Origin of the sequence: Streptomyces sp. NPDC046866 (assembly GCF_040704625.1) — a bacterium.
Classification (GTDB): domain Bacteria; phylum Actinomycetota; class Actinomycetes; order Streptomycetales; family Streptomycetaceae; genus Streptomyces.
The window spans coordinates 12600-24643 of the sequence record NZ_JBEYXN010000025.1 but is presented as its reverse complement, the minus strand read 5'-3'; the positions used below and the strand labels follow the sequence as shown (position 1 = coordinate 24643).

The 12044-nt window shown below is 72.2% G+C and carries 9 protein-coding genes; 2 read left to right on the top strand and 7 right to left on the bottom strand.

Features of this window, described 5'->3' with window-relative positions; all coding sequences use genetic code 11:
* Window positions 1-193: 193 nt before the first annotated feature.
* Window positions 194-1510, bottom strand: a complete 1317-nt coding sequence (locus AB0953_RS28730; protein WP_366862484.1) for a cation:proton antiporter — start codon at window positions 1508-1510, stop codon at window positions 194-196.
* A gap of 249 nt (window positions 1511-1759) precedes the next feature.
* Here AB0953_RS28730 and AB0953_RS28725 point away from each other — a divergent pair, with 249 nt between their 5' ends.
* Window positions 1760-3031 (top strand): ParA family protein, encoded by a 1272-nt coding sequence (locus tag AB0953_RS28725; protein ID WP_366862483.1) that lies wholly within the window; start codon window positions 1760-1762, stop codon window positions 3029-3031.
* Complete coding sequence (locus AB0953_RS28720) at window positions 3028-3945, top strand: ParB/RepB/Spo0J family partition protein (RefSeq protein WP_366862482.1); 918 nt, start codon at window positions 3028-3030, stop codon at window positions 3943-3945. The genes AB0953_RS28725 and AB0953_RS28720 overlap by 4 nt, the downstream gene beginning before the upstream one ends.
* A 317-nt stretch (window positions 3946-4262) precedes the next feature.
* Here AB0953_RS28720 and AB0953_RS28715 read toward each other — a convergent pair whose 3' ends face one another.
* From AB0953_RS28715 to AB0953_RS28690, 6 genes are all read right to left on the bottom strand, one after another.
* Window positions 4263-4640: a DUF6009 family protein gene (locus tag AB0953_RS28715; RefSeq protein WP_366862481.1), complete on the bottom strand. Its 378-nt coding sequence runs from the start codon at window positions 4638-4640 to the stop codon at window positions 4263-4265.
* Window positions 4641-4820: 180 nt separating this feature from the next.
* Window positions 4821-6407 (bottom strand): phage/plasmid primase, P4 family, encoded by a 1587-nt coding sequence (locus AB0953_RS28710; RefSeq protein WP_366862480.1) that lies wholly within the window; start codon window positions 6405-6407, stop codon window positions 4821-4823.
* On the bottom strand, window positions 6404-7438 hold the full coding sequence (locus tag AB0953_RS28705) for a bifunctional DNA primase/polymerase (protein WP_366862479.1): 1035 nt from the start codon (window positions 7436-7438) through the stop codon (window positions 6404-6406). Before AB0953_RS28705 ends, AB0953_RS28710 begins: the two co-directional genes overlap by 4 nt.
* Before the next feature lie 994 nt (window positions 7439-8432).
* Window positions 8433-8939, bottom strand: coding sequence for a hypothetical protein (locus AB0953_RS28700; RefSeq protein WP_366862478.1), 507 nt, complete (start codon window positions 8937-8939; stop codon window positions 8433-8435).
* A 155-nt stretch (window positions 8940-9094) separates the two neighbouring features.
* Window positions 9095-9652 (bottom strand): XRE family transcriptional regulator, encoded by a 558-nt coding sequence (locus AB0953_RS28695; protein ID WP_366862477.1) that lies wholly within the window; start codon window positions 9650-9652, stop codon window positions 9095-9097.
* Window positions 9653-9661: 9 nt separating this feature from the next.
* Window positions 9662-11869, bottom strand: coding sequence for a helix-turn-helix domain-containing protein (locus tag AB0953_RS28690; protein ID WP_366862476.1), 2208 nt, complete (start codon window positions 11867-11869; stop codon window positions 9662-9664).
* Window positions 11870-12044 lie beyond the last annotated feature (175 nt).

Below are 12044 nucleotides of genomic sequence, written 5' to 3'. Positions count from 1 at the left end.
CTGCTGGGGCTCGTACGCCTCGCCCGGCATTAACGCCGTTAACGCTCGTGGGGACCGGCCGGGCGCTTCCGGCTCACCGGCGCCGTCCGTGGACAGGCCCGTTCCACCGGAGGCGCCCCACCCCCGCACGCGCCGTCCGGCGTCCTCGGGCCCGTATTAACGGCGTTAACGCCGACTGGTGTCCTGGGTGGCGTCAGCGCTTGGGGTTCCGGGCGGGTGGGGCGTTAACGGCGTTAATGCCTGCGGGTCCCGGGGCGGGGGTATTAACGGCGTTAACGCCTCGGTCGGCGCGGGGACGTTCCCGCAGGGCTCGGACCGCAGGGCCGGTGGCCGCGGTGGTGGCCAGGGCCATCAGCACCAGCATCGTGAACAGCTCGCCTCCGATGACCCCCAGGCCGAGCCCCGCGTTCAGGACGACCAGCTCGGTCACCCCGCGGCAGTTCAGCAGCGCGCCCACCGTCACCGCATCGCGCACCGGCTGGCCCGCCAGCAGGGCCGCGCCCGTACCCGCGCCCCACTTCCCCACGACCGCCACCGAGAGAACCGCTCCCGCCCACAGCCACGTCGTGCTCCCGCCCAGCAGCCCCACATCCGTCTTGAGGCCGCTTCCGACGAAGAACAGCGGCAGCAGCACCGGCACCGCGAACTCCCGCATCCGCGCCGCGGCCGCCTCGACCGCCTCGACCCGGGGCGCGACCGCCCCGAAGACGAACGCCCCGAACAGTGCGTGCACCCCCATCGCCTGGGTGCAGTAGGCGGCCAGGCAGAGCCCGCTGCACAGGCCCACCACCGGCCCGGCGCCAGTCCGGCCCCACCGCTCGATGCCCCAGGTGAGGAGCGGGCGCACCGCCCACCACATCACCGCCAGGAACGCCCCGGCCAGGACACCCATGCCGGCGATGCCCCAGCCCGCCGTCCCCGGGCCGGCCAGTGCCGCCACCACCGCCAGCAGGCACCACGCCACCACGTCGGCCACCGCCGCGCACGCCATCGCCAGCGCCCCCACCGGCGTTCCGTACAGGCCCTGGTCCTTCAGGATGCGGGCCAGGACGGGAAACGCGGTCACGCTCAGGGCGACCGCCACGAACAACACGAACGCCGGGCGTCCCGCCCCTTGCGGCGCGAAGCCCTCGTACATCGCCGAGGCCAGCAGAGCGCCCAGCCCCAGCGGGACCCACACGCTCGCCTGGCTGACCGCCACCACGGCGCGGCCCCGGCCCCGCAGCAGCCCGACGTCCAGCTCCAGCCCCACCAGGAACATGAAGACGAGCAGCCCCAGGTTCCCCAGCACCCCCAGGTACGGGAGCACCTCCCCCGGCAGCAACCACCGGCTCCCCGCGGGCCACAGCCACCCCAGCAGCGAAGGGCCGAGGACGATCCCCACCAGGATCTCCCCCACCACGGCCGTCTGCCCGAGCCGCCGCATCAGGGCGCCGGCCGCCCCGCACGCGAGCACGACGAGGGGTACGGCGACGAGCACGGCCCCGAGCGGATCACGTGATGCCCCCACCGCCCCAGGCTCCGCCCGCGCCCGAACCGCGGCAACGAACCGCCCCACACTTCCAGGGGTCGACCATTAACGCCGTTAACACCGCGGCCGCCCTCACGCACTCTTCGACCGGTGTTCTCACACCCGCGGGGTGCTCGCCACGGGGGTGCGGGGCCGCCCTGCCGCATCGGGGCCTCCCGAACCCCTTTCGTTAGCAAAACTCAAGCGTGGCGCTCACATTCGGCTGCGAACGTTAGTAAAGTCCCTCTCATGACTTCGCCCTCGTCTCAGAGCGACCGAGAAAAGGTCGTCTCCAAACTCCCCCCGTGGCTGCGCCAGGAGTTGAAGATCCGCACCGCCCAACTCCGCGTGGACATCCAGGACGCCGTCCACCAGGGCATCGCCCAGTGGAGCGCGCTCGCCTCCGCCCCGTCCCCCGTGGACACCTCCGGCGCCGAGTCGTTCTCCACCTGGCTCCCGGCCGGCCAGTGGGAGTCCTTCCGCTCCGGCGCCAAGGACCGCGGCGTCTCCCTCATCCAGGGACTCGCCCAAGCCGTCCGCCTCTGGCTGGAGATGAACCCGGCCCCCACGGTCAAGCGGCCCTCCGTCGTCCGCCGCATCGTCGTGTGCAACCAGAAGGGCGGCGTCGGCAAGACCGCCATCACCGCCGGGACCGCCGAGGCCCTCGCCGAGGACCCCGACTCCCTCCACCCGGTCCGCGTGGCCCGCCAACTGGCGCGCCTGTCCTCGGGCGACGCCCCGGACGCAGGCCCCCACCCGGCCGCCCCGGATCCGAACGCCCTGGACCTGGAGGACCTCCCGGGCCTCGGCATGCGCGTCCTGCTCGTCGACTTCGACCCCCAGGGCCACCTGACCAAGCAGCTCGGCCAGCAGCCGCTGCCCATCGGCGGCGACAGCCTCACCTGCCACATGGCCGGCGAGGCCAAGGGCCCCCTGTCCGACCTCGTCGTCCCCATCCCGGACGCCCGCTTCGGCGACCGCCTCCACCTCCTGCCCGCCTGCACGGACGCCTTCCTCCTCGACGTCCGCCTCTCCACGGTCCGCGCCCGCGAAGCCGCCCTCGAACGGGCCCTGGCACCCCTGGAGTCCGACTACGACGTCATCCTCATCGACTGCCCGCCCAGCCTCGGACTGAGCATGGACGCCGCGATCTACTACGGCCGCCGCCGCGACACCGAGCAGCCGGGCGCCTCCGGCGCACTGATCGTCGTCCAGGCGGAGGACTCCTCGGCCGACGCGTACGACCTCCTCACCTCCCAGATCAACGACCTGCGCGACGACCTCAGCCTCGACATCGACTACCTCGGCCTCGTCGTCAACCTCTACGACGGCCGCCGGGGCTACATCGCCACGTCCTCGCTCCAGGCCTGGATGGACATAAAGGATCCGCGCGTCGTCGCCGTCGTACCCGACCTCAAGGAACAGCGCGAGGCCGTCCGCGTGAAGCAGCCCCTTTTCGTCTACGCACCCAAGGGCGACCAGGCCGTAGCCCTGCGCGCCCTGGCCCGGGAGATCTCATGAGCAAGGCCGACAAACTCGGAGTCTCGGCATCCTTCGCCCGGGCCCAGCCCGTGAGCGTCAGCTCGCGCCGCGCCGCCATCGCGGAGGCCACCGGCGCCCCCACCTCCGGTGTGACGCCCCCGTCCGAGGTCCCCATCGAGGCCCTCGCGCACAACCCGTTCAACCTGCGCGAGGACCTCACCGAACTCGACGAGCTCGCCCAGTCCCTCTCCACCCGCGGCCAGCTCCAGCCCCTGGCGGTCGCCACCCGACTGGCCTTCATGGAGGCCCACCCCGGCCAGACCGACGGCCTCGGCCGCGCCCCGTACGTCGTCATCGACGGCAACCGCCGCCTCGCGGCGGCGCAGCTCGCCGGCCTGAAGACGATGCACATCCACGTCAACGACTCGCTCGCCGCATCGGCGGCGGACATCCTGGAGTCGGCGCTCATCGCCAACGTCCACCGCGTCGACGTGGCGCCCATGGACCAGGCCCGCGCCCTGCAGGAGCTCGTCGACGTCCACGGCTCCCAGGCCCAGGTCGCCAAGCGCCTCGGCAAGACGCCCGCCTGGGTCTCCCAGCGCCTGACCCTGCTGAACCTCACCCCGACCCTCCAGGAGAAGGTCGACTCGGGGGAGCTCAAGGTGGAGCCGGCCCGCCGCATCGGCCGCCTTCCCCAGGAGCAGCAGGAGGCGGCGGCCACGGAGTCGATCAACACCCCGGCGCCGCCCCGTCAGCGCTCCACCCCGGCACCCACACGGCCGTCGGCCCCGGTCCGGCCCCCGGCCCCGGAGCCCCCCGTGCCCACGACGGCCGCCACGCCCCGCATCATGATCGCCACGGATTCCCCCGAGACGATCGCGGACGCCCTGACGGCCCACCTCACCCCGGACGACCTCAAGGCCGTCACGGAACTCCTGATGACCCGCATCTGAGCCCGACCACCCCACGCCGGGGGCGCTGACGGCATTAACGCCGTTAACGCCCCCACGTGAACGGCGCAGGGACCGAACGCCTCCGGTCCCTCGGCCACGCGGGCATTAACGGCGTTAACGCCCGCCGACGACCGCCCCAGGGACCGCCCCGAGGAGCATCCGGACGACCGCCCAGGGACCGAAGGGACTGAAGGGACTGAAATTCGCCATTACCTTCAGGCGGTTTTCAGCCACCCCAGGGCGCACGTGTGCGCGCCTCCCGAACGGATCGGCGGACAGAAGGGCCCAAGGGACCCAAGGGACTGAAGTGACCGAGTTCAGGCAACGGTCGGAGCGGACAGCCCGCGCTGCGAGCGCACGGTCTTCCTGCCGACCTGCCGCGGCGCGATCGTGCGCGGGTCCACCGCCTCGCCGGGCGCCCCTTCGCGGTACAGGCCGTCGGGCTCTGCGTCCCGGTCGTGGGGGAGCAGGTAGAAGACGCGGCGCTTCTGCAGACCGCTGTCGGGGTCCGCTTCCGCGGTGTCGCCCAGCTCGGTGAAACCGATCATCCGGCCGTCGCGGTGGTAGCGCGGCTTGCCCCGGCGCCGCGGGGTCTTGTCCAGGGCCTGCCGTACGTAATCGAGCTCTTCGGGGTCCTCCAGCCACACCACTTTGTCCTCGTGGGCGAGATCGCTTGCTGTCAGTAGCGAGCTCATGGCCTGGGTCCTTCCTCGTTCACGTCGGGCCTTCCGGGCCCCTGGGTCCTCCACGCCGCGAGCGACGCCGATACCGGTATGCGACAGGGCCCCGTGGGCCACCGCCGGCTGCTGGGTCTGTTCATCTTCCTTGTCCATCGTAGGCGTGCCCGCCCCGGGGAGGCGGCACACGTCGGCCGATCACGTCGCGTTTGCCCTGTTCGCGTCGCGCGGTGGCTGTTCTTCGTCGGCCAGGAGCGCCAGGCCGGGATAGAACTTCTGCCCGTTCGAGCGGAGCATCTCACTGGGTGAGGCGACGCCGACCTCGGCGCGGATGCGTGTGGCGAACGCACGCGTGGTGGCGGGGCGCAGGCCCTCGCCGTCGAGGCACCATGCACTGTAGGCCCGGTAGAGGGCGCCCTGCTCCACCTTCAGGTCGCGGGGCTCGGGCAGGTCCGCCCCGGTGGTGCAGCATTCCGCCAGGAACCGCCCGATGTGGTCCTCGGTGGTGGCGTAGGCCTGCGTGGCGGTACGGACCACGCTCGGCCCGGTCAGGGCCGGCTTGGTCGCAAGGTAGGCCTTGGCTCCCTGGATCATCCAGTGGAGGATGCCCGGACCCTCCTCCTGGACCAGTGCCTCCGCCAGATTGTCGATCTTACGGTGGTCGGGGACGACCCGTTCGAAGGGGATCAGCCGGATCCGGCGCCAGAACGCGTGGCCGCCGGTGCCCACCTCGGGCCGGTGGTTGCCCAGCAGCCACAGCTTGTGGGTCGGCTCGAAGCTGAAGTAGTCCTGCCGCATGCGGCGCGCCTTGAGCCGGTCGCCACCGGTGAGGAGCTTGACGCGGGCCTCGTCGAACTTGTCGTGCGGCTTGAGCTCACTGCACACGAACAGGCGACGGCCGTGCAGCTCCGTCAGCTCGGTCGAGTGCTCGTTGAACTTGCCCCGCTCCATCAGGAAGCCGGGCGGGGCCACGTCCGCATAGTCGCCGAGGATCTTGATCACCACGTCGAGGAGGGCCGACTTGCCGTTGGCGCCAACCCCGTACAGGAAGGGCAGCACCTGGCCGCCCACGTCCCCGGTGATGGAGTAGCCGAGCAGGAGATGCAGAAAGTTGATCATCTCCTTGCCCTTGTCGTCGTCGCCGAAGGTCTGGTCGAGGAAGTCGTGGAACCGCGGCGTCGGCATCGCCTCCGGAGCCAGGTGCGTGGCGCGCGAGTGCAGGTCCCGTGTCGGGTCCGGCTTGTGCAGGTCGCCCGTGCGCAGGTCGACGACGCCCGACGGCGTGCACAGGGCGTACTTGTCGCCGTCCAGGGAGTCGGGGTCCAGGGCGAGCTCGGGCGAGGCCTTGGCCTGGGTGAGCATGGCCTTCACCCCCGAGGTGGACATCGCGCGCTTGCGGTGCTGCGCCAGCTCCCGGTCGGTGAAGACCCCGCGCGGGTCGTGGTCGGGCAGTTCCTCCGCCATCTCGCCGGCGGCCCAGATCGCCGCCTTCTCCCCGCCCGTGCGCTTCCACCGGTACTCGTCCCACACGTACCAGCCCAGTCCCTCCACATGGCGGAACCGGTCGTGGTGGAGATGGGCGAACAGCTTGGCGTTGCCGCGGTCGGTGAGGTTGCGCAGCAGACCCGAGGAGATGAAGTCGCCCGCCCCCGTGCCGGCCGCCGCCTGGGCGGCCCCCTGCTGGGCGGGCAGGCGCCGGCCGGGCGTGACGGTCTCCGTGGTGAACGCGGCGAGCTGTTCCGCCGCTGCCTGGGCGTTGAACCCCGTGCTTTCGGCGCTGCTCATGGGCGTTCCTTGGGGTGGATGGGTCGGTTGCTTCCGGCGTTGAGCCCTGTTTCGACGATGAGGCGGTTGCGGCGCGGCTGGTGCGGCCGTGCCCCGTCCGCGGCCTCCAGGAGCAGGCGGCGGCACTCCTCGGCGGGGAAGTGGCCCGCGGCGGCCAACCCGCCCGCGGTGAACGCCGCCCGGTTGAGCTTCTCGCTGAAGGCCGTTCCTGCGGGGCTGGCCCCACAGGCGCGCACCGCGTCGATGAGCGGGGCGAGGATGCGCTGTCCGGCCCCTGCGGGGCCCTGGGCCTGCGGGCGGCGAGGGCGGGCCGCCAGGGGGCCGTGGGAGGGCTCTGCGGGGGTCGTTCCGACCGAGTGCCCGGTGCGGGTGAGTTCGGCGGTCAGCCACAGCGGCAGGGGCGCGGGGAGCCGTGCTCCGGGCAGGGCCTCGTACACGCCGGAGGCCGTACGGGTGCCGGGCGCCACGATGTAGCCGCCGACCGCGCGTACGTCGACCTGCCAGGCGAGCGCCACCTTGGGGCTGGAGCCGGTGGACGACCGGAAGCCCGGACCGTCCTTGGGCGCCCGGTACCAGATGTGCATGCCCCCCGACGGCGTACGCACCCGCAGGGTCGAGGCGTCCTCGCACGGGTGGGGGCGCGAGCGGTACGCGGCGAGCAGCGCCAGGGTGTCGAAACCGTTCTGCAGTCCGGTCAGGTCCACCCGGTCGTCCACGGGGATGCCGGGCAGCAGCCGCTGACGGTCCGGCAGCGGGGTCCGGTGGGCGTCCACGTCGAGGACCACGAGCCGGGCCGGCCCGCACGAGACCCCGACCCCGAATCCGGGCTCGGTCTCCCACCAGCGCAGCAGCGTGGGCAGGTCCGTGGTGGCCGCGTGGAAGCCGTGGCACCAGCGGCCCTGCGCACGGCAGGGGCATTCCTGCGGCGGGTGGTGGGCGCTGCGGCAGTCGGGACAGTTCGGGGCGGGCGTCTTGGTCCCCGGGGCCAGAGGGTGCACCGGGTAGCCCCGCCGGGCCAGCCAGGCGGCCACGTCCCGTGCCGTCCTGCCACTCTCACCGTGTGGCAGGCTCTCGGAATGGACGGGCACTGGCTCTTCCTTGACGCATGGTTAGGGGCTGCTGCTGTCCCGGGGCTGTTCTCCGAGGTGTGCGCCGACCTGCACCTCAGGGACCAGAGGGACTGAAGATTCACTATGTCGGAGACTACCCCAGAGATCGTGACCGCTCGGGATGCAATCTCCGCCGTATCCGAAGTTCAGTCCCTTCAGTCCCTCGGTCCCTGGCAGTTTCCAACTGCTTTGTCCGGAGAAGCCCCTTCTCCGAAGCCGGTGCCCACCCGGGCGTGTCGCGGCCCGTTCCCTGACCCGTCCTTCGGTCCCTGACCCTCCGGCAGCAGGACCCCCGGTCCCTTTCGGTCCCTGGGCGCGGCAGAGCCCTTCCGCTCCGCCCGACCGCCGCTCGGACCGCCGCAGGTACCGAAGCCGTCAGACCCTGTTCAGTCCCTGTGTGTTCAGTCCCTGGAGAAAAGTGCAGGTCAGAGCGTTGTTGGGAGTGGGGGAGGGACTGAAGGGACTCAGAATCCCTACTTCCGGCCTTTACGTGCGTGCGTGTATGCGCCCGCGTAAGTATGACTGGGTATGCCTGAGCAGCTCATAACTAGAGATTTGAGTCCCTTTGGTCCCTGTGATCCGAGGCCCGAGCCCCTGACCTGCAGGTTTATGCAGGGACCGAAGGGACAGGGACCGAAGCGTGTGAGCCGGGCTTCAGTCCCCCCGGGCCGGGGGAGGGAGCGCCGGGGGAGGGGGAGGCCGGAACGCTGTCTCGGGCGGCTGGGGTTCGAGCATGGCCAGCGCACGGCGACGCGCCCGCCTGCCGAGCCGCAGACGGGACCGATTTCGTCCTGGTGGAGGACCCCGGCACGCGGGTGCCCGTGACGGAGCGCTTCAGCGGCGGATGCCCGCAGGTCCGGCTTGTCGACGTCGAGCCGGGTGACGTGTTCGCCGTACCCGTCGTGCTCGTCGCCGATCAGGCACTCGATGCCGGGTCCGATCCGTGACGCGGTTCTCTGGGGCGTGGTGTGCGGACGCGGCGTACGTGCTTCACCGTCACCGCCGCCGGGATGCCGGCCAGGAGGAGGGACAGCCCCACCGGGAGCACCCCTGCCCACACCGTGGGTGAGACGTACGCGGTGCCGGACGCGCCGTCCACCAGCCACGCGCGGACCGGCTGCGAATCGATGTCGCCCTCGACGGGGACGTCGAACGACGGGCCGCCGCCGTCGGGGGTGAAGGTGCCCGAGCAGGACGTCGAGGTTCCCGCATTGGCCGCGGTGTTGTCGTACGTCCGGCAGTCGGCTTCGGTCACGGTGCCGGGCTCGCCCCACAGCACCGCCCGCAGCTCTGCGGTGAAGTTCGCCAGTACGACGTAGGCCAGGATCAGCCCGACCAGACAGGCCAGCGCCAGCCACGGGGCGGGTCCGACCTGCTCCGGCTTGCTCCGGGGTCCGTCGAGAACGTTCTCACCCTCGCTCATCCCCACCCTCGGATCGCCGACGGACCTTCATGGTGACCGATCCGAGGTGCCCTCGGAAGCCCTCCATGACGTGCTGGTGGGCTCGCACGATCGTCGGGTCGGCCGACACCAGCCGACCGGTGTCGTCGGCCGCGCTCGGGCCCGCTACGGGCCTCCTACAGCTCGAACTCGATGTGCTCGAGCTCGGTGTACTCGACCAGCAGCCCCTGGGCCCGCCGGCCGTGGTCCTTGAAGTAGGTCTCCTGCAGACCCTCGGCGGCGATCTGCCGCAGCCGCTGCTCCGTGGCCCCGCCCTCCTGGGCCTCGAAGAGCCGGCCGGCGAACTCCGGCGGGAGCGCCACGGTGAGGTGGCGCATGCGGGCGTCGTCGGTGGTGCCGGGCGCGGCCGTGTAGCCGAAGCGGGCACGGGTGTCGATCATGATGCCGCCCGTGGTGGCGGCGGCCTTCTTCGCCCGGGCCCGGACCTGCGGCTGCCACCGCAGGCGCACCTCCCGCTCGAGCCGGGCGGCGAGCTCCGGCCGGGGCTGGCGGAGCTGGTCCTTCATGTACCGCTCCACGGTGCGCCGGCTGATGCCGAGCAGCCGGGCGACGTCCTGGGTGCGGCCCTTGTACTGCTTGACGAGGAAGCGCATCCGGGCGCCGGCACTCTTGGGCACGGGGCGGGTGAACGCCCGCTGCAGCGCCTCCTCGAGACCTTCGCCGACCGTGGCCATCGGGCCCGCCTACTCTCCGCTGTCCTCGGCCGTGATCCGGCCGTCCTTGATGTACCGGGCCAGGTTGAGCTCGCCCCCGTACTCCTCACGCAGGCCCTCGGCCCACAGCACGCTCTGGGTGCCCTCGTGCTTGACCATGCCGGGGGAGACGCCCAACTGGAAGCCGCCCTTGAGGGGCTTGCCGTCCTCGTACGGGAGGAAGTCCAGCGGACCGGGCCCGTCGGAGGCGTACACGGCGCAGTCGGACAGTACGGCAACCGGGAAGCGGCCGGTGGCCGCGGCCGTCCTGAGCATCTTGCGGTGCATGTTGACCCGCGTCCGCGAGATGACGGCCGCGCGGATGTCCGGGCGCCAGGTCGGGCGCTGCAGCGCCGGCCAGGGCTGGCCGGGCCGCCAGCCGCCGCCCCGGGGCCGTTCGCGGAGCTTGCCGATGCCGCCCTTGACGGTCGCCTTGATCGCCGACAGCACCAGCGCCAGCTCGGGGTCGACCTCCCGGTGCCGGGCCATCGCCTCCAGGAAGGCCTGCGGCTCCATCCCGGTGGTGACGCCGAGGTCGGCCATGGTGGCCACGTAGGCGTCGCGCAGCCGCTGGTACCAGGCGTCCAGGTACCGGCCGGTCTCCCTGCGCAGCCAGCCCTCGGCAGGACGGACCTCGTACCCCAGCTCCACCGCGTAGGCGACGGTCGGGGTGGCGTACCACGCAGGCCCCTCGGGCCGCACGCCGGTCGCGGTGAACGGCGAGGGCAGCCGCGGATCGAGCTCCACGTGCGAAAGGTCGACCAGCCAGCAGCCGGGCACCTTCGCGTCGAAGGCAGGCCGTTCGACATGGACGGGCGCACCGAGGCCCACGACGGCACCGTTGGCCCCCGCGGCGAAGGCCATGTTGACGTCGATCCCCACCACGTACGGCCGGAGGCACTCCTCATCGGTCAGGGGCCGCGCCCAGTCGTACGCCTCCTCCACCAGCACCTCTTCCGGGCCCCGCTGGTGGAACCGCGGCAGGTGCGCGAGCAGCGGATGCCCGTCCGGCGCCTCCGGCGGCGCGCAGTCCACCGGCTGGGTGCCGAGCGAGCCGGGATTGTGCTCACTGTGGCGGCGGCCGTCGGCATCGGGCCGGCCCGCCCGCGTCGGCGGGTGCAGGGAGGTCATCAGCTCCAGGCCGTTGACCGCGGTCGACCCGCGCGGGGTCAGGACCCGGGTCGCGTACGTACCCAGCAGCCGCGCCAGCTCGGCCGGCGGCAGCTCGGCGGCCCGCCCCCAGGAACGGCTGTCCAGGGCGTCCCAGCCCGGCAGGCACAACTGCACGCAGGACCGCTTGCCGCCCTGCGCGGGCCGGTAGATCCGCGCCCACGGCCCGAGCCCGCGCCGGGTCAGCTGCCACTGTGCCTTCGCCAACTGCTTGACGACCTTGTGGTCCTCCGGCAGCCGGCCGGCGTGCCGCTCCTCCTGGGACAGCCGGGCCGGCAGCCCGTACCGCTCGGCGGCGGCATCGGTCAGCACCAGCAGCGGATCGGCGTCGCGCCCGTTGGCGACGAGCCGCGGCGCACCCAGCCCCGCCTCCCCGAGCGCCCACTCCACCAGAGTGGGCAGCGACTTGGCCGGCACGTCCAGCACCAGGCCGCCGACGCAGTACGCGACGACCTGCCGATCGGCCCCCGCGTCGAGCACGGCCAGCGGCCCGTGGGGAAACCGCGGATCCCCGGCAACGGAGCCTCCCCCGCCCCGCCCCTCACGCACCCGCGGCGGCGCCTCCACCCGACCCGAAGCCTTCACGGCACCGGAACCAGGGCCAGCGACAGAGGAAACGGGGGAGACAGGGGAGACAGAGGTAACGGGGGAGACGGGGGAGACAGAGGAAACGGGGGAGACAGAGGCAGAGACAGGGCCGACGGAGGAACCGGAGGCACGCTCCGAATCACTCTCGGGACCACTCTCGGGACCACCCTCGGAAACGTTCTCGGAAGCCGGGAAGCGCTCCGCCAGCCCCTCCAGCAGCCTCGCGTACGCCCCCCGCTTCGGCGCGCGCGGCTCGCTCCGGCCGGACTCCCAGCCGCTGACCGTCTCGCGCCGGGTCTGCAGCACGGCGGCGATCTGGTCCTGGCTCAACCCGGCGGCCTCGCGGAGCCGCCTGCGCTCCGCAGGCGGCGGCAGGCGGTCCTGGCCGACCTGTTCGAGCAGTGCATCAACGGCACTGAACAGCTCGTTCTCCGTGGTCACAGGGCTCACCTCCACCGGCACCCTACACACGGCACCCCCGAACCGCACGCCGAACCACACGCAGACCGCACACGAACCGCACATCAGGAAGCAGCGATCTCGCCGATCCATACGACGATGCCCTGCGCCGTACTCGCCCCCGCTCGCCCGTCCGGCGGATGTAACCCCGGGCGCG

Excerpts from the sequence above, each read along its gene's own strand:
- AB0953_RS28725 (WP_366862483.1), top strand. The coding sequence starts at position 1,760 with ATGACTTCGCCCTCGTCTCAGAGCGACCGAGAAAAGGTCGTCTCCAAA.
- AB0953_RS28715 (WP_366862481.1), bottom strand. The coding sequence starts at position 4,640 with ATGAGCTCGCTACTGACAGCAAGCGATCTCGCCCACGAGGACAAAGTG.
- AB0953_RS28700 (WP_366862478.1), bottom strand. The coding sequence starts at position 8,939 with ATGAGCGAGGGTGAGAACGTTCTCGACGGACCCCGGAGCAAGCCGGAG.
- AB0953_RS28695 (WP_366862477.1), bottom strand. The coding sequence starts at position 9,652 with ATGGCCACGGTCGGCGAAGGTCTCGAGGAGGCGCTGCAGCGGGCGTTC.
- AB0953_RS28710 (WP_366862480.1), bottom strand. The coding sequence starts at position 6,407 with ATGAGCAGCGCCGAAAGCACGGGGTTCAACGCCCAGGCAGCGGCGGAA.
- AB0953_RS28720 (WP_366862482.1), top strand. The coding sequence starts at position 3,028 with ATGAGCAAGGCCGACAAACTCGGAGTCTCGGCATCCTTCGCCCGGGCC.